Below are 17,104 nucleotides of genomic sequence, written 5' to 3' on the forward strand. Positions count from 1 at the left end.
ACCGCTCAAACCCGTAGCCCTGCCAAGCGTAGCGCAGGCTGGGATAATCCGGATAGCGGCTTGCGCCTTATCCGGATTACCAACTTTGCTACCGCCGTGCTCGTCCCCTACCCCTTTATCTTCGGATCCAACGCATCGCGCAGTCCGTCGCCCAATAGATTAAACGCCAGCACCGTCAGGAAAATGGCGATTGCCGGGAATAATGCCACATGCGGCGCCATCACCATATCCGCGCGCGCTTCATTCAGCATCGCCCCCCACTCCGGCGTCGGCGGCTGCGCGCCAAGGCCAAGGAACGACAGGCTGGCGGCGGAGATAATCGACACGCCGATGCGCATGGTAAAATAGACCACGATCGACGATACCGTACCGGGCAAAATATGGTTGAACAGAATAGTCGTGTCGCTGGCGCCAATACTGCGCGCCGACTCAATAAACGTCTGCTGCTTCAGCACCAGCGTATTGCCGCGCACCAGGCGGGCGAACGCCGGAATTGAGAATATCGCCACCGCGATAATCACGTTGGCCATCCCACTGCCCATCACCGCCACCACCGCAATCGCCAGCAGAATGCCGGGGAAGGCAAACAGCACGTCGCAGATGCGCATGGTGATGCGGTCCCACCAGCCTTCGTAGTACCCGGCCAGCAGGCCGAGCACGGTGCCAATCAGCGCGCCAATCAGCACCGCCAGTACCCCGGCGGCCAGCGAAATCTGCGCGCCGACCAGCACCCGGCTGAAAATATCGCGCCCCAGCGAATCGACGCCGAACCAGTGCACCATTGATGGCCCTTCGTTCAGGCGGTCGTAATCGAAATAGTTTTCCGCGTCATACGGCGCTATCCACGGCGCGATAATCGCGACGACAATCAGCAGCAACACAAATATCCCCGCCGTCATCGCCACCGGCTGGTGACGAAAACGCCGCCAGAACTCATGCCACGGCGTGCGGATCTGTCCGGGCTTAACGCCCGGCATGGCGTTGATAACCGCTTCCCTTCTCCAGTTGAGCAATCGCACCTTACTTGTACCTGATAGCCGGGTTAATGGCGGCATACAACACGTCCACCACTAAGTTGATAAGAATGAACTCCAGCGAAAATAGCAGCACTTCCGCTTGAATCACCGGGTAGTCGCGCATCTCCACGGAATCGACCAGCAGTCGCCCAAGCCCCGGCCAGTTGAAGACCTTCTCCACCACAATGGAGCCGCCGAGCAGAAAACCGAACTGCAGACCCATCATGGTCACTACCGGGATCATCGCGTTGCGCAGACCATGCTTCAACACCACCAGCGTTTCGCTCACCCCTTTAGCCCGTGCGGTACGCATGTAATCCTCATGCAGCACGTCAACGAACGACGCGCGGGTAAAGCGCGCCATCACCGATGCCACCGCGGCGCCCAGGGTCAACGACGGTAGAATATAGTGCCGCCAGCTGTCGGCGCCGACCGTCGGCAACCAGCCCAGCTCAACGGAAAAGACCTGCATCAGCAGCATGCCGAGAGCGAACGCCGGGAAGGAGATACCGGTTACCGCCAGCGCCATCCCCAGCCGATCCGGCCAGCGATTGCGCCACACCGCCGCGGCGATGCCCGCCGCCATGCCGAACAGCACCGCCCAGCTCATGCTGGCAAGCGTCAGCCACAGCGTCGGCATGAAGCGGCTGGCGATTTCGCTGGTCACCGGGCGGCGCGAAGCCATCGAGATACCGAAATCACCCTGCAATACATTGGTGATGTAGTGCCAGAACTGCACGTGCAACGGCTGATCGAGCCCCAGCTGTTGGCGTACCATCGCCACCACCTGCGCATCGGCTTCCGGCCCGGCGATCAGCCGCGCCGGATCGCCCGGCAGCATATGCACAAACAGGAACACCAGCACGGCGACGATAAACAGCGTCGGAATGAGCCCCAGCAGGCGCTTCAGAACGTAATTCAGCATCGTCCCCTCCCATTTCGGCAGAGGGAACGCGTGAGCATAAGCACTATCACTGCGTCAGATCCGCCTGCTCGAAGCTAAAACCGGTATCCGGCTGAATATAAAACCCGGTCAGGTTTTTGCTATGCGCCGACACCAGCTTTTCCACCACCAGCGGCACCCACGGCGACTCTTTCCAGATAATGTCCTGCGCATCTTTATAGAGTTTGGTCTTCTGTTGCGCATCGGTCGTTTTCAGCGCCTCGCTCAGGTCTTTATCGACCTGCGGATTGCTGTAAAACGCGGTGTTAAACAGGGTCGGCGGCCAGTTTTGTGAGGCGAAAAGCGGCGACAGCGCCCAGTCGGCTTCGCCAGTCGACGCTGACCAGCCGGTGTAGAACATCCGCACCCCGCTCTCTTTCTGCCCCTTGCCTTCAACCTGCGCCGCACGCTGTCCGGCATCCATCGCCGTCACCTGCGCTTTAATACCCACCTGCGCCAGCTGCTGCTGGGTAAACTGCAGTACCTTCTGCGCGGTGCTGTGATTATGCGATGACCACAGCGTGGTGCTGAAGCCGTTAGGGAAACCGGCTTCTTTCAGCAACTGACGGGCTTTCGCCGGGTCGTAAGGCCATGCGGTGTAAGTCTGAGCGTAGGCAATAGCAGGCGGCACGACGCCGGTCGCCGGGGTGGCGTATCCGGCAAACGCGACCTTAACCAGCGCCTGACGGTTAATCGCATAGTTAATGGCTTCCCGCACCTTCGGATTATCGAACGGCTTCTGCGTTACGTTCATGCTGATATAGCGCTGCATAATCGACGGGCTGGCCACCAGCTCCAGCTTGCTGTTTTTCGCCAGCAGCGGCGCCTGCTCGTAAGGGATCGGGAAGGCGAACTGCGCCTCGCCGGTCTGCAGCATCGCCGCACGGGTGTTATTATCGACTACCGGGCGCCAGGTAATGGAATCCAGCTTCGGCAGCCCCGGCTGCCAGTAACCGTCAAACTTGCTGACCTTGACGAAATCGGTCTGATTCCAGGTGTCGAGCTTATACGGCCCGGTACCTACCGGGTGGAAGCCGATCTCCTTGCCATATTTTTTCAGCGCCGCTGGCGAAATCATCGCCGTCGCCGGATGGGCAAGGATATTGATAAACGCCGAGAACGGTTGTTTGAGCGTGATTTTGACCGTCGTCGGATCCACCGCCTCGGTGCTGGCGATATTCTTGTACAGGTTATAGCGTTTGAGATGGTTATCCGGATTGCTGGCGCGGTCGAGATTCGCTTTCACCGCCTCGGCGTTAAAATCGGTGCCATCCTGGAATTTCACCCCGCTGTGCAGCTTGATGGTATACACCAGCCCATCCGCCGAAACGGTATAACTTTCCGCCAGCACGTTTTGCAGCTTCATCTCTTTATCAAGGCCGAACAGGCCTTGATAAAACGACTTCGCCACCGCCTGCGATAAGGTATCGTTCGCGTCATAGGGATCGAGGGTCGTGAAGTTGGAACCGACTGCCACTACCACATCTTTCGCGGCGAAGGCCGGCGTCGCCGCCAGCGCCGAGGCGATGCCAAGCGCCAGTAGCCATTTGCGTGTAACAGGTTGAGTCATGTTGTTATGCTCCTGCAAGAGTGCGTTAGGTTGTTATCGGCTCAGTACATCGGCGGGCTCGCGGGCGACATAATGTCCCGGCGCTACCAGCTGTAACGGCGCGCTGTCGATTTCTTCTCCCGGTTTATAGATATTCCCCGGCAACTCGTCAGAGAGCAATACGCGCTGCGGTTGACGATGCGCCGGGTCGGCGACCGGCACCGCCGCCATCAGTTTACGGGTGTAAGGATGCTGCGGGTTCTCAAACACGGCGCGACGCGGGCCAATCTCCACAATCCGCCCGCGATACATCACCGCTACGCGGTGGCTGATGCGCTCCACCACCGCCATGTCATGGGAAATAAACAGAAATGCGATGCCCATTTCACGCTGTAAATCGAGCAGCAGATTAATAATCTGCGCGCGAATCGACACGTCCAGCGCCGACACCGACTCATCGGCGATCACCACTTTCGGATTGAGCGCCAGCGCACGGGCGATACAGATACGCTGCCGCTGGCCGCCGGAAAACTCATGCGGATAACGCCACGCGTGTTCCGCCTCCAGCCCCACGCGCTGCAACAGCCAGCCGACGCGTTCGCGAGCCGCGTCTCCCTCCAGCAGACCATGCACGCGCAGCGGCTCCATAATGGAATACCCGACCGTCTGCCGCGGATCGAGCGAGGCGTAAGGATCCTGAAAAATAAACTGAATATCGCGACGCAGCGTCTGCAGTTTGCCGCCGGACAGCGCATCAATACGCTGGCCGTTAAAGGTGATGCTGCCGCCCTGCGCTTCCACCAGCCGCAGCAGCGCCCGCCCGGTAGTCGATTTACCGCAGCCTGATTCGCCGACCAGCGACAGCGTTTCGCCCGGCCACAGATCGAAACTCACTTTTTCCACCGCGTGTACTTCGCGGGTGACGCGGTTGAGAATACCGCCGCGGATCGGGAAACGCGCGACCAAATCGCGCACCTGTAAAATCGGTTTGCCGGCGACCACGGTATTCTGTTCCGGCTGCTGGGTCACACCGTCGTTGAGCAGCGGGAAGCGCCGCGGTAAATCGCTGCCGCGCATTGAGCCGAGCTTCGGCACCGCCGCCAGTAGCGCCCGGGTATAAGGGTGCTGCGGGGCGCGAAAAATATCGTCGACGCGCCCGCTTTCTACGGCTTCGCCGCGATACATCACCAGCACGCGATCGGCGATCTCCGCCACCACGCCCATATCGTGAGTGATAAACATCACCCCCATCGCCATCTCTTTTTGCAGCGCGGCGATAAGCTGTAGGATCTGCGCCTGAATCGTGACGTCCAGCGCGGTGGTGGGTTCATCGGCAATCAGTACCGCCGGGCGACACGATAACGCCATGGCGATCATCACCCGCTGGCGCATGCCGCCGGAAAGCTGATGCGGATAGCGTGAAAGCATCGCTGCCGCTTCCGGAATGCGCACCCGCTCGAGCATCTTTTTGGCTTCCCGCAGCGCCTCGTCACGCCGTAGCCCCTGATGGAGACGGATAGATTCGGCAATCTGTTCGCCGATGGTGAATACCGGGTTCAGCGAGGTCATCGGCTCCTGAAAAATCATCGCCACGTCCGCGCCGCGAACCTGACGCATCTGCCCCGCCGTTTGTGCATTAATATCAATCACCTGACGGTTGCGTCGACGTAGCAGCAACGCCTCGCTGCTGACCTCGCTGACCGCCTCGTCGAGCAGGCGCATCAGCGCCAGGGCGGTCACTGATTTTCCGGAACCGGACTCGCCGACGATAGCCAGCGTCTCGCCGCGGCGAAGGCTGAACGACAGGTTACGCACCGCGGAAACGCGCTGCCGCTGCTGGCTAAAAGCGACGTTAAGATCGCGTACCACCAGCACATCGTCTTCATCAATTTCATGACTTTGCGGCAAGCTCGCTTCTCCTTTTATTCGCGATAAATTCCAATCGTCGGCGTATCGCCCGCATAACACCACGCCCGGTACATACCTTCGCTATTGAAAGGCAGCACGACATTCCCCTCGCGGTCGATGGCGATAAGGCCCCCGCTGCCGCCCAGCGCCGGCAGTTTTTCCTGCACCACCCGCTCGCAGGCCTCAAACAGGCTGAGGTTGCCGTACTCCATCAACGCTGAAATGTCGTAAGCGGCGAGTGTGCGCATGAAGACTTCTCCGGTGCCGGTGCAGGAGACCGCGACGCTGGCGTTATTGGCGTAGCAGCCCGCGCCCGGCAGCGGGCTGTCGCCGACGCGACCGGGCAGTTTATTGGTCATTCCGCCGGTGGAGGTCGCCGCCGCCAGATTACCGGCCAGGTCCAGCGCCACCGCGCCAACGGTCCCCATTTTGTGGCGTTCGTCGAGCGGCGCGGCATGGTGGTCGAGAATAATCTCGCCGCCCTCTTTCGCCTGCTGCAACTGCAGAAGCCGCTCGGTGGTAGAAAATAACTCGTTTTCAACCAGCGCCATCCCGCGCGAGGCGGCAAACTTTTCCGCCCCTTCGCCGATAAGCAGCACGTGCGGACTTTCTTCCAGCACCATACGCGCCGCCAGCACCGGGTTACGCAGATGCTTTACGCCCGCAACCGCGCCGGCCTGCAGGCTATAGCCATCCATCACGCAGGCATCCAGTTCGTGCGTTTGATCGTGGGTAAACACGGAACCTATTCCAGCGTTAAATAGCGGGCACTCTTCCAGCAGACGTACCGCTTCGGTCACCGCATCCAGTGCGCTGGCGCCTGCTGCCAGCATTTTTTGTCCGCTATCGACGATGGCCGACAGCGCGGCTACATACTCGCGTTCGCGCTCCGGCGACATCTGCGCTCGGCTAATTGCGCCGGCGCCGCCGTGGATTGCTATTACCGCCTTACCCATTCGATCTTTCCTTTGCCATAAACTCTATAGATATCATTATACTGACTAACCTTTTATACATTTTTTGAATATAGAAAGAGCATCCGGTGATGTAAAGCCTCGTACCGCAGCGGCATACAGTCGCCGGCGCTTTTCTGCCATAATAGGCGTTTTCGACGTTTTGCCAGCAGGAGTAACCCATGGATTTTACCGCCGGACTGATGCCGCTCGACACAGCCCTGACTCAGATGCTCGACCGTATTTCGCCGCTGCAGGCCACGGAGACCCTGCCGCTGCTGCAGGCCTTTTCGCGCGTGACCGCCCATGATGTCGTTTCGCCGCTGGACGTACCCGGTTTTGATAATTCGGCGATGGACGGCTATGCCGTGCGCCTGGCCGATGTCGCCGACGGCGCGGCGCTGCCGGTTGCCGGTAAGGCCTTTGCCGGCCAACCGTTCCACGATGCCTGGCCGGCGGGCACCTGTATCCGCATCATGACCGGCGCGCCGGTGCCTGAAGGCTGCGACGCCGTGGTTATGCAGGAAGAAACGGAACAAAGCGATGCGGGCGTGCGCTTCATCGCGCCGGTGAAAGCCGGGCAAAATATACGCCGTCGCGGCGAAGATATCGCCAACGGCGCGGTAGTATTCCCGGCAGGGACTCGTCTTACCGTTGCGGAACTGCCGGTGCTGGCGTCGCTGGGCATAGCTGAAGTTGAGGTGCTGCGTAAAGTGCGCGTCGCGGTCTTCTCGACCGGCGATGAGCTCCAGCTGCCAGGCCAACCGCTCGGCGACGGCCAGATCTATGATACCAACCGCCTGGCGGTACATTTGATGCTCGAACAGCTGGGCTGCGAGGTGATCAACCTCGGTATTATTCCTGACGATCCGGCGAAGCTGCGCGACGCCTTTATCGCCGCCGACCAGCAGGCAGATGTAGTGATCAGTTCCGGCGGCGTCTCCGTGGGCGAAGCCGATTACACCAAAACCATCCTCGAAGAACTGGGCGAGATCGGCTTCTGGAAGCTGGCGATTAAGCCGGGTAAACCGTTCGCCTTCGGCAAGCTCAGCAACAGCTGGTTCTGCGGCCTGCCGGGCAACCCGGTTTCCGCCACCTTAACCTTCTATCAACTGGTTCAGCCGCTGCTGGCCAAGCTCTCCGGCAATCGCGGCCAAACCCAGCCGATGCGTCTGCGCGTGCGCGCCGCCAGCCGGTTGAAAAAATCGCCGGGCCGCCTCGACTTCCAGCGCGGCGTGCTGCAGCGCAATCCGGAAGGCGAACTGGTGGTGAGCACCACCGGGCATCAGGGTTCGCACATTTTCAGCTCATTCAGCCTCGGTAACTGCTTTATCGTACTGGAGCGCGAACGCGGCAACGTCGAAGCGGGCGAATGGGTCGAAGTCGAGCCCTTTAATCATCTGTTTGGGGGGCTGTAATGGCCGTTGAGCTGAGCGACGAGGAGATGCTGCGCTATAACCGGCAGATCGTGCTGCGGGGGTTTGATTTCGACGGTCAGGAGCGGCTAAAAGCCGCTCGCGTACTGGTCGTCGGCCTCGGCGGGCTCGGCTGTGCCGCCGCTCAATATCTGGCGGCGGCCGGGGTGGGTCAGCTCACGCTCGTCGATTTCGATACCGTTTCGTTATCCAATCTACAACGCCAGACGCTGCACAGCGACGCGACCATCGGCCAGCCGAAGGTCGATTCCGCCCGCGATGCGCTGGCGCGCATTAACCCGCACGTTCGGCTGGTCGCCATCAATGCAATGCTGGATGACGCGGCGCTGGCAACGCAGATTGCCGATCACCATCTGGTACTGGACTGTACCGACAACGTTGCTATTCGCAATCAGCTTAACGCCGGCTGCTTCCAGCACAAAACCCCGCTGGTCTCCGGCGCGGCGATTCGTATGGAAGGGCAAATCAGCGTCTTTACCTATCAGGACGGCGAGCCATGCTATCGCTGCCTGAGCCGCCTGTTCGGCGAAAACGCCCTCACCTGCGTCGAAGCCGGGGTGATGGCGCCGCTGGTCGGCACTATCGGTTCGCTGCAGGCCATGGAGGCGATTAAACTGTTGACCGGTTACGGCACCCCCGCCAGGGGAAAAATCGTGATGTATGACGCGATGACCTGCCAGTTTCGCGAAATGAAGCTGATGCGCCACCCCCAATGCGAGGTGTGTGGTTCACGCTAATTCCAGCCGCCGGCGAGGCAGGTCGCCGGTTATTTTGTGAACCACGCCGTTCTTTTTCTCCCCCTCTCTACTACCCACTCTGATTGTTGATTTGCGTCAATATAACTTTCATTCGAAAGTTATTTAATCTTCATATGCAAATAAGAGGGTAAATCATGATCTTCAACATCCAGCGCTACTCCACCCATGACGGCCCGGGGATCCGTACCGTCGTATTCCTTAAAGGCTGTTCGCTGGGCTGCCGTTGGTGTCAGAACCCGGAAAGCCGCGCCCGCAGCGAAGACCTGCTGTACGACGCGCGGCTGTGTCTTGACGGCTGCGAGCTGTGTCAGCAGGCGGCGCCGGAGGTGATTACCCGTACTCTGGACGGCCTGATTATCCATCGGCAAAACGTCAACGACGACCATATCGCCGCGCTACGCGACTGCTGCCCCACTACCGCGCTGACGGTCTGCGGCGAGGAAAAAAGCGTGGCGGAAATTATGGCGACGGTGCTGCGTGATAAACCATTTTACGATCGCAGCGGTGGCGGCATCACCCTTTCCGGCGGCGAGCCCTTTATGAACCCGACGCTGGCGCAGGCGCTGTTCGAAGCCAGCCATCAGGCGGGCATTCACACCGCCGTGGAAACCTGCCTGCACGTACCGTGGAAGTACATTGAACCCTCTTTACCGTTTGTCGATCTGTTTCTGGCCGACCTGAAGCACGTCGATGACGCCGTCTTCCAGCAGTGGACCGACGGCAGCGCCCGCCGGGTGCTGGATAACCTGCAGCGCCTGGCGCAGGCAGGGAAAAAAATCATCATTCGCGTCCCATTAATTCAGGGATTTAACGCCAGCGAAGCCGACATTACCGCGATTACCGATTTTGCCGCCGACCGTCTTCAGGTCAGCGAAATCCATTTCCTGCCGTACCACACGCTGGGAATGAATAAATACCAACTACTCAGTCAGCCCTATACCGCACCGGACAAACCGCTGGCCGCTCCAGAGCTGCTGGCCTTTGCGCAGCAGTACGCGCAAAGCAAAGGTTTAACGGCGACCCTACGAGGATAACTTATGACCACCTTAAAACTGGATACTCTGAGCGCCCGCATTCAGGCGCATAAAATGGCGCTGGTGCATATCGTTAAGCCGCCGGTTTGTACCGAGCGCGCCCAACACTATACCGCCGCCTATCAGCAACATCTCGATAAACCGATCCCGGTACGTCGCGCGCTGGCGCTGGCCCATCACCTGGCGGAACGCACTATCTGGATCAAGCACGATGAGCTGATCGTCGGCAACCAGGCCAGCGAAGTTCGCGCCGCGCCGATTTTCCCGGAATATACCGTCAGCTGGATTGAGAAAGAGATCGACGATCTCGCCGACCGTCCGGGCGCCGGCTTCTCGGTCAGCGAAGAGAATAAGCGCGTATTACATGAAGTGTGCCCATGGTGGCGCGGGCAGACCGTTCAGGACCGCTGCTACGGCATGTTTACCGATGAACAAAAAGCGCTGCTCGCTACCGGCATTATCAAAGCCGAAGGCAACATGACTTCCGGCGACGCCCACCTGGCGGTCAACTATCCGCTGCTGCTGGAAAAAGGGCTCGACGGCATGCGCGCGAAGGTCGCTGAACGCCGCTCGCGTATTAATCTGACGGTGCTGGAAGATCTGCACGGCGAACAGTTCCTGAAGGCGATCGATATCGTGCTCGCGGCAGTGAGCGAACACTGCAAACGCTTCGCTACGCTGGCGCGCGACATGGCGGCGCAGGAGCCGCGTGAATTGCGCCGCGACGAGCTGCTGGCGATCGCCGAAAACTGTGAAATTATCGCCCACGAGCCGCCGAAAACCTTCTGGCAGGCGCTGCAGCTCTGCTACTTCATTCAGTTGATCCTGCAGATTGAATCCAACGGCCACTCGGTCTCTTTTGGCCGCATGGACCAGTACCTCTATCCATACTACCGCCGCGACGTTGAACTGCAGCAATCGTTGGATCGCGAACAGGCCATTGAGCTGCTGCATTGCTGCTGGCTGAAGCTGCTGGAGGTCAACAAAATTCGCTCCGGATCGCATTCCAAAGCTTCCGCCGGTAGCCCGCTGTACCAGAACGTCACCATCGGCGGACAAAATCTGGTCGACGGTCAACCGCAGGACGCCGTCAACCCGCTGTCGTACGCGATCCTCGAATCCTGCGGCCGCCTGCGCTCTACCCAGCCGAACCTCAGCGTGCGTTACCACGCCGGGATGAGCAACGACTTCCTCGACGCCTGCGTTCAGGTGATCCGCTGCGGTTTCGGCATGCCGGCGTTTAATAACGATGAAATCGTCATCCCGGAATTTATCAAGCTCGGCATTGAGCCGCAGGACGCCTACGATTACGCCGCTATCGGCTGTATCGAAACCGCGGTCGGCGGCAAATGGGGCTATCGCTGCACCGGCATGAGCTTTATTAACTTCGCGCGGGTGATGCTGGCGACGCTGGAAGGCGGCCGCGATGCCACCAGCGGCCAGGTGTTCCTTGCCCAGCAACATGCGCTATCGAAAGGTAACTTCGCTAACTTCGACCAGGTACTGGAAGACTGGGACACCCAGATCCGCTACTACACCCGTAAATCCATCGAGATTGAGTACGTTGTCGATACCATGCTGGAAGAGAACGTCCACGATATTCTTTGCTCAGCATTAGTCGATGACTGCATCGAACGGGCGAAAAGCATCAAGCAAGGCGGCGCGAAATATGACTGGGTTTCCGGCCTGCAGGTCGGGATTGCCAACCTCGGCAACAGCCTGGCGGCGGTGAAAAAACTGGTCTTCGATCAGGGCGTCATCGGCCAGCAGGAGCTGGCGAAGGCGCTGGCGGAAGATTTTGCCGGCCTGACCCACGAGCAGTTACGTCAGCGCTTGATCAACGGCGCGCCGAAGTACGGTAACGATGACGACAGCGTCGACATTCTGCTGGCCCGCGCCTATCAGACCTATATCGACGAGCTGAAGCAGTACCATAACCCGCGTTACGGCCGCGGCCCGATTGGCGGTAACTATTACGCCGGTACGTCGTCTATCTCCGCGAACGTCCCGTTTGGCGCGCAGACCATGGCAACGCCGGATGGCCGTAAAGCGCACGCGCCGCTAGCGGAAGGGGCCAGCCCGGCCTCCGGTACCGATCACCTGGGGCCAACGGCGGTTATCAGTTCGGTAGGTAAATTGCCGACCGGCGCGATCCTCGGCGGCGTGCTGCTCAACCAGAAGCTGAATCCTTCCACGCTGGAGAACGAGTCTGATAAGCAAAAGCTGATGGTGCTGCTGCGCACCTTCTTCGAGGTGCATAAAGGCTGGCATATCCAGTACAACATCGTGTCACGCGAAACGCTGCTGGAAGCCAAGAAACACCCTGACCAGTACCGCGATTTAGTGGTCCGCGTCGCCGGATACTCGGCGTTCTTCACCGCCCTGTCGCCGGATACCCAGGACGACATCATCGCCCGTACCGAGCATACGCTGTAAGGAAAATACCCGGCCGGCGCTGCGCTGAGCCGGGTTACTGCTTCCATGCCCGGTAGCTACGCTGACGGGCATGTTGATGAATAGGTAACTTTCATTCGAAATAAATTTGTGCTCCCCATCACATTGTAATTAGAATGTTACTGGTCGAAGTTAAGCCAGGAGCACCTCTTATGACCGTTAAAGTTATCGTCACCGATATGGACGGAACTTTTCTCAATGACGCCAAGCAGTATGACCGCCCGCGTTTCCTTGCGCAGTTTGCGCAGCTTAAACAGCAAGGTATTGAATTTGTTGTCGCCAGCGGCAACCAGTACTACCAGCTGATCTCATTTTTCCCGGAAATTCGCGAGCAGATTTCATTCGTCGCAGAAAACGGCGCTCTGGTTTACGAGCATGGCAAACAGTTGTTCCACGGCGAACTGACCCGTCACGAATCACAGGTGGTGATTGGCGAACTGCTGAAAGATCCGCAGCTCAACTTTGTCGCCTGCGGCCTGCAAAGCGCATACGTGAGCGATAAAGCCCCGGACGCCTTTGTTGAGCTGATGTCGAAGCACTACCATCGTCTGCAGCGGGTAAGCGATTACCATCGCATCGACGATACGCTATTCAAATTCTCCCTCAACCTGCCTGATAGCGATATCCCACAGCTTATCGATAAATTGCACGTCTCGCTGGATGGGATCATGAAGCCGGTCACCAGCGGCTTTGGCTTTGTCGATTTGATTATCCCCGGCCTGCATAAAGCCAACGGCATCAGCCGCCTGCTCAAACGCTGGAACCTTTCGCCGCAGCAGTGCGTAGCAATTGGCGACAGCGGCAATGACGCCGAAATGTTAAAACTGGTGAAATATGCTTTTGCTATGGCCAACGCTGCCGACAGCATCAAAGCCATCGCCGGTTTCACCACCGATGACAATAACCACGACGGCGCGTTGAAGGTGATTCAGGCCGTTCTCGATAAGACCTCCCCTTTCAACGACTGATCCTGTGCCGGGGCATCAAGCCCCGGCTTTTCCATTTTGTGCGCCGCTGCATAATTTTAAACTTGCATTAACTCTAATTTAACTTAAATTAACGTTTGTAAGATTTAATACTTTCGAATGAAAGATACAGCGAGGTGATTATGGCTGCTCTCCCTACCCACGAAACATTACCTGCCGACCATAAAGCGGCGATTCGCCAGATGAAACAGGCTCTACGGGCGCAAATCGGCGATGTCCAGGCAGTGTTCGATAAACTCTCGGCGCGTATCAGCGAGCGCCTGGACGAGATTAACGCCCTGAAAGCCGCAGGCCAGGAGGTCTGGCCGACGATCCCGTTTAGCGATATCGACCAGGGTAAAGTGAGCGATGCGCAGCGTGAGGCGATTAAGCGCCGCGGTTGCGCGGTTATCAAAGGCCACTACCCGCGCGAACAGGCGCTGGCCTGGGATAACGCGATGCTGGAATACCTGGATCTGAACCATTTCGACGACGTTTACAAAGGGCCTGGCGACAGCTTCTTCGGCTCGCTGGAGGCTTCGCGCCCGGAGATCTATCCGATCTACTGGTCACCCTCGCAAATGCAGGCGCGCCAGAGCGATGAAATGGCGGCGGTACAATCCTTCCTTAACCGCCTGTGGCGCTTCGAACAGGACGGCAAACGCTGGTTCGATCCGGATGTCAGCGTGATTTACCCTGACCGCATCCGCCGCCGCCCGCCGGGAACCACGTCAAAGGGGCTGGGTGCGCATACCGATTCCGGGGCGCTCGAGCGCTGGTTGCTTCCCGCCTATCAGCAGGTTTTCGCCAACGTCTTTAATGGCAATATCGACGCCTACGATCCGTGGGACGCGGCGCACCGTACCGAAGTGGAAGAGTACACCGTCGATAACACCACCAAATGTTCGGTGTTCCGCACCTTCCAGGGCTGGACGGCGCTGTCGGACATGATCCCCGGTCAAGGGCTACTGCACGTGGTGCCGATCCCGGAGGCAATGGCTTACGTACTGCTGCGTCCGCTGCTGGATGATGTGCCGGAAGATGAACTGTGCGGCGTCGCGCCGGGCAAGGTGTTGCCTATCTCTGAGCAATGGCATCCTTTGCTCATCAAAGCGCTAAGCTCGATTCCCGCTCTAAATGCCGGTGATTCCGTCTGGTGGCACTGCGATGTCATTCACTCGGTCGCGCCGGTGGAAAATCAACAGGGCTGGGGCAACGTCATGTACATCCCAGCCGCGCCGATGTGCGAGAAGAATCTCGCCTATGCGCAGAAGGTAAAAATCGCCCTGGAAAAAGGCGCCTCGCCGGGGGATTTCCCGCGTGAAGATTACGAATGCGACTGGCAGGCGCGCTTCACCGTTGCCGATCTTAACGATCACGGCAAACGCGCATTGGGCATGAAGGTCTAATCATCATACAGACCTTGCTGTTCTACGGCGGTATGGCTCTTGCCAGGCCGGATCCGCCGCACCGAATCGCGTACCACCAGGGCGCCGTGCAGCAGCAGCGAGCCGTGCGGCGCTTCCGGGCGCAGCAGACGCTGCTGCAAAAGATGCACCGCCTCGCTGCCGAGCTCATCCCGCGGCACATGAATCGCCGTTAGCGGCACGTCCTGAATCGCCGCCAGATTAAAACCGTCGATACTCATCACCGAGACATCCTGCGGCACCCGCAGGCCTCGTTTTTGCAGCGCGCTGACGGTACCGGCGGCCATAAAATCGCCGCCCACCAGGAACGCCGTCGGTATCGGGCGCCCCTGTAAAGCGTCGAGCCAGGCCCCGACCTGCTCTTCCGTTTCTCGGGCGCTAAAGTTGGCGACGCTAATCAGGTCGCGGCTACCGGTAAACCGCAGGTTGCGCGCGCGCCATGCCTCTTTAATACCCACCAGCCGTAGCTCCATGGTATAGCGGCGCAGGCACATCACGTTCATTACCGCCTGATGGCCCATATCAAACAGATAACGAGCGGCGCACTGGCCAATCAGCCGATGGTCAGGCGCAATGGAGGGGAGACGCATCCCTTCATCCCGGCAGTTAATTAATACACAAGGTTTGCCAAGATCCGCCGCCAGCGCGTGGATATGCCGATCGTCGATCCCCAGTAATACCGCCGCCTGGGTATCGGTCTCGTTCATGCGGGCCAGAAACAGATTGGCGTCGCTGTCGTTTTCTTCCAGCGCGCAATAGCGCAGACGCACTTCATGCGGCGCCAGCGCGTTATTGATACTCTGGATGACGCGGTAGTAGAAGATATCTGAGCGTTCGTCGAAGGCCCGCTGCGGCGCAAAAATCAGCAGATTATTCAACAGTAGCCGCCCGGCGGCCAATCCCTGCATAACCCCCAGCTCGCGGGCGCAGGCCAATACCGCCTGACGGGCCTTTTCGCTGGTATTCGCTTTTCCGGCTAAGACGCGCGAAACCGTACTGGCTGACAGCCCGGTGCGGGCGGCAATTTCGGCGACTCGCAGCTTTTTATCCATTCTGTGATCCAGCTCCAATTCAAAAATGAAAGAATTTTCATAGTCGCCAAACCCTGACCAACAAGCAAATACTCCGGCAAATTATGAGAACTCCGTCATCTCATGAAAAATTTTGCATAAATAGCGCTACTGCCCGCCGCCTTTCTCCCTTATTTTGAATTGGTCCAATATCTTCCATACTAGTTATACCAATAGATATTGAAATAAAAACAAATAATTCAAATGGTTAGAACTATTACGTGACGACTCAGCGGCTGAAGCGTCACTTCCCCCTACAACGTCTTGTGGAGAGTTCTATGAGTCAAGGCCTCAACAATGATATGGCAGTCAGCAAAACGCGTCGGGTGGTGAAAAACCTGCGCTGGTGGGTGCTGGTGCTGTTTTTACTTGGCGTCACCGTCAACTACATCACACGCAACTCGCTGGGGATTATTGCCCCGGAACTGAAAGCCACTCTCGGTATTACCACCGAGCAATATTCGTGGATCGTCGGCGCATTTCAGCTGGCTTATACCATCTTTCAACCGCTGTGCGGCTGGCTTATCGACGTCATCGGGCTTAAGCTGGGCTTTATGGTTTGCGCCACATTGTGGGCGGTAGCCTGTATCGCGCACGCCGGAGCAGGCAGCTGGCTGCATCTGGCTATTTTACGCTTCTTTATGGGCGGCGCGGAGGCGGCCGCCACCCCGGCTAACGCTAAAACCATCGGCGAGTGGTTCCCGAAATCCGAACGGCCGATCGCCGCCGGCTGGGCTGGCGTCGGCTTCTCTATCGGCGCAATGCTGGCGCCGCCTATCATCTACTTCGCCCACGCTTCCTTCGGCTGGCAGGGCGCGTTTATGTTTACCGGCGTGCTGGCGCTGCTGTGGGTCGTGCTGTGGTGGGCGTTCTACCAGAGCCCGGAAAAACACCCGAATCTCAGCCAAAGCGAGCTGGAGTACATCAAGCAGGACAACGAAGCGCCGCCGGTGAAGCTGCCCTTTTTTACCGCGCTAAAAACCGTCTCGAAGAACAAACGTTTCTACGGTATCGCCATCCCCGCTTTTATGGCCGAGCCCGCCTGGGCGGTGCTGAGCTTCTGGGTGCCGCTGTACCTGGCGAAAGAGCACGGTATGGATCTTAAGCAGATAGCGATGTTCGCCTGGCTGCCGTTCCTCGCCGCCGATCTTGGCAGCGTGGTCAGCGGCTACCTCACCCGCCTGTACGTCCGTTGGTTCGGCTGTACGCGAGTCAACTCGGTCATCGCCAGTTCCGTTACCGGCGCGTTTCTGATGATCTCGCTGGCGCTGGTCGCTATTACCCGCGATCCCTATATCACCATCATCCTGATCTCCATTGGCGGTTTCGGCCACCAGATCATCTCCTGCATGCTCAGCGCGCTGGTGGTGGAGTCTTTCGACAAGGGACAAATGGCGACGGTCAACGGTATGCGCGGTTCCGCGGCATGGATCGCCAGCTTCCTGTTCTCATTATTAATCGGGGTGACCGCCGACAAAATCGGCTTCAACCCGCTGTTTATCGCCATGGGGTTCTTTGACCTGATTGGCGCCGTTTTCCTGGTGGCATTTATTGCTGAACGTCGCGCCAAGCGCGCCTGAGAGTGGATGTA

Annotated in this window: 13 protein-coding genes; 7 read left to right on the top strand and 6 right to left on the bottom strand. The window is 58.6% G+C overall.

Annotated features, from left to right (window positions below):
- Positions 1-107 precede the first annotated feature (107 nt).
- From gsiD to iaaA, 5 genes are read right to left on the bottom strand one after another with little or no spacing between them, the layout of a single operon-like run.
- On the bottom strand, positions 108-1,019 hold the full coding sequence (gsiD, locus tag ABLV78_RS17405; protein WP_047049077.1) for a glutathione ABC transporter permease GsiD: 912 nt from the start codon (positions 1,017-1,019) through the stop codon (positions 108-110).
- A gap of 1 nt (position 1,020) precedes the next feature.
- Positions 1,021-1,941 carry a glutathione ABC transporter permease GsiC gene (gene gsiC, locus ABLV78_RS17410; RefSeq protein WP_020079290.1) on the bottom strand — a complete coding sequence of 307 codons (921 nt, stop codon included), beginning with the start codon at positions 1,939-1,941 and terminating at the stop codon, positions 1,021-1,023.
- A 46-nt stretch (positions 1,942-1,987) separates the two neighbouring features.
- Entirely contained in the window at positions 1,988-3,529 is a 1,542-nt protein-coding gene (gene gsiB, locus ABLV78_RS17415; RefSeq protein WP_047049079.1) for a glutathione ABC transporter substrate-binding protein GsiB, read from the bottom strand.
- Positions 3,530-3,562: 33 nt separating this feature from the next.
- Entirely contained in the window at positions 3,563-5,416 is a 1,854-nt protein-coding gene (gene gsiA, locus ABLV78_RS17420) for a glutathione ABC transporter ATP-binding protein GsiA (RefSeq protein ID WP_045395007.1), read from the bottom strand.
- A gap of 14 nt (positions 5,417-5,430) precedes the next feature.
- The gene (gene iaaA / locus ABLV78_RS17425; protein ID WP_047049081.1) at positions 5,431-6,372 is read right to left on the bottom strand and encodes a beta-aspartyl-peptidase; all 942 of its coding nucleotides are present in this window, start codon (positions 6,370-6,372) and stop codon (positions 5,431-5,433) included.
- A 179-nt stretch (positions 6,373-6,551) separates the two neighbouring features.
- Here iaaA and moeA point away from each other — a divergent pair, with 179 nt between their 5' ends.
- The 6 genes from moeA (at position 6,552) to ABLV78_RS17455 (ending at position 14,425) form a co-directional block, all read left to right on the top strand.
- Entirely contained in the window at positions 6,552-7,787 is a 1,236-nt protein-coding gene (gene moeA / locus ABLV78_RS17430; protein WP_047049084.1) for a molybdopterin molybdotransferase MoeA, read from the top strand.
- A complete protein-coding gene (gene moeB, locus ABLV78_RS17435; protein ID WP_047049086.1) occupies positions 7,787-8,542 on the top strand; it encodes a molybdopterin-synthase adenylyltransferase MoeB in 756 nt (251 codons plus the stop codon). The genes moeA and moeB overlap by 1 nt, the downstream gene beginning before the upstream one ends.
- Before the next feature lie 155 nt (positions 8,543-8,697).
- The gene (locus ABLV78_RS17440) at positions 8,698-9,597 is read left to right on the top strand and encodes a glycyl-radical enzyme activating protein (protein WP_032711275.1); all 900 of its coding nucleotides are present in this window, start codon (positions 8,698-8,700) and stop codon (positions 9,595-9,597) included.
- A gap of 3 nt (positions 9,598-9,600) precedes the next feature.
- The gene (locus ABLV78_RS17445) at positions 9,601-12,033 is read left to right on the top strand and encodes a formate C-acetyltransferase/glycerol dehydratase family glycyl radical enzyme (RefSeq protein ID WP_047049089.1); all 2,433 of its coding nucleotides are present in this window, start codon (positions 9,601-9,603) and stop codon (positions 12,031-12,033) included.
- 170 nt (positions 12,034-12,203) lie between these two features.
- Positions 12,204-13,019, top strand: coding sequence for a Cof-type HAD-IIB family hydrolase (locus tag ABLV78_RS17450; protein WP_045395017.1), 816 nt, complete (start codon positions 12,204-12,206; stop codon positions 13,017-13,019).
- Between the two features lie 140 nt (positions 13,020-13,159).
- On the top strand, positions 13,160-14,425 hold the full coding sequence (locus tag ABLV78_RS17455; protein ID WP_047049092.1) for a DUF1479 domain-containing protein: 1,266 nt from the start codon (positions 13,160-13,162) through the stop codon (positions 14,423-14,425).
- On the opposite strand, the gene ABLV78_RS17460 is transcribed toward ABLV78_RS17455, so the two are convergent.
- The gene (locus ABLV78_RS17460) at positions 14,422-15,495 is read right to left on the bottom strand and encodes a LacI family DNA-binding transcriptional regulator (RefSeq protein WP_047049095.1); all 1,074 of its coding nucleotides are present in this window, start codon (positions 15,493-15,495) and stop codon (positions 14,422-14,424) included. The genes ABLV78_RS17455 and ABLV78_RS17460 overlap by 4 nt on opposite strands.
- Before the next feature lie 296 nt (positions 15,496-15,791).
- Here ABLV78_RS17460 and ABLV78_RS17465 point away from each other — a divergent pair, with 296 nt between their 5' ends.
- Positions 15,792-17,093 carry an MFS transporter gene (locus ABLV78_RS17465; protein ID WP_045374148.1) on the top strand — a complete coding sequence of 434 codons (1,302 nt, stop codon included), beginning with the start codon at positions 15,792-15,794 and terminating at the stop codon, positions 17,091-17,093.
- Positions 17,094-17,104: the final 11 nt, after the last annotated feature.

This window comes from Klebsiella sp. CN_Kp075, assembly GCF_040065055.2.
GTDB lineage: Bacteria > Pseudomonadota > Gammaproteobacteria > Enterobacterales > Enterobacteriaceae > Klebsiella > Klebsiella aerogenes.

What these genes read in the sequence shown, in the direction of transcription:
- gsiC (WP_020079290.1), bottom strand. Translation starts at nt 1,941, where the DNA reads ATGCTGAATTACGTTCTGAAGCGCCTGCTGGGGCTCATTCCGACGCTG.
- gsiB (WP_047049079.1), bottom strand. Translation starts at nt 3,529, where the DNA reads ATGACTCAACCTGTTACACGCAAATGGCTACTGGCGCTTGGCATCGCC.
- iaaA (WP_047049081.1), bottom strand. Translation starts at nt 6,372, where the DNA reads ATGGGTAAGGCGGTAATAGCAATCCACGGCGGCGCCGGCGCAATTAGC.
- moeA (WP_047049084.1), top strand. Translation starts at nt 6,552, where the DNA reads ATGGATTTTACCGCCGGACTGATGCCGCTCGACACAGCCCTGACTCAG.
- moeB (WP_047049086.1), top strand. Translation starts at nt 7,787, where the DNA reads ATGGCCGTTGAGCTGAGCGACGAGGAGATGCTGCGCTATAACCGGCAG.
- ABLV78_RS17440 (WP_032711275.1), top strand. Translation starts at nt 8,698, where the DNA reads ATGATCTTCAACATCCAGCGCTACTCCACCCATGACGGCCCGGGGATC.
- ABLV78_RS17445 (WP_047049089.1), top strand. Translation starts at nt 9,601, where the DNA reads ATGACCACCTTAAAACTGGATACTCTGAGCGCCCGCATTCAGGCGCAT.
- ABLV78_RS17450 (WP_045395017.1), top strand. Translation starts at nt 12,204, where the DNA reads ATGACCGTTAAAGTTATCGTCACCGATATGGACGGAACTTTTCTCAAT.
- ABLV78_RS17455 (WP_047049092.1), top strand. Translation starts at nt 13,160, where the DNA reads ATGGCTGCTCTCCCTACCCACGAAACATTACCTGCCGACCATAAAGCG.
- ABLV78_RS17460 (WP_047049095.1), bottom strand. Translation starts at nt 15,495, where the DNA reads ATGGATAAAAAGCTGCGAGTCGCCGAAATTGCCGCCCGCACCGGGCTG.
- ABLV78_RS17465 (WP_045374148.1), top strand. Translation starts at nt 15,792, where the DNA reads ATGAGTCAAGGCCTCAACAATGATATGGCAGTCAGCAAAACGCGTCGG.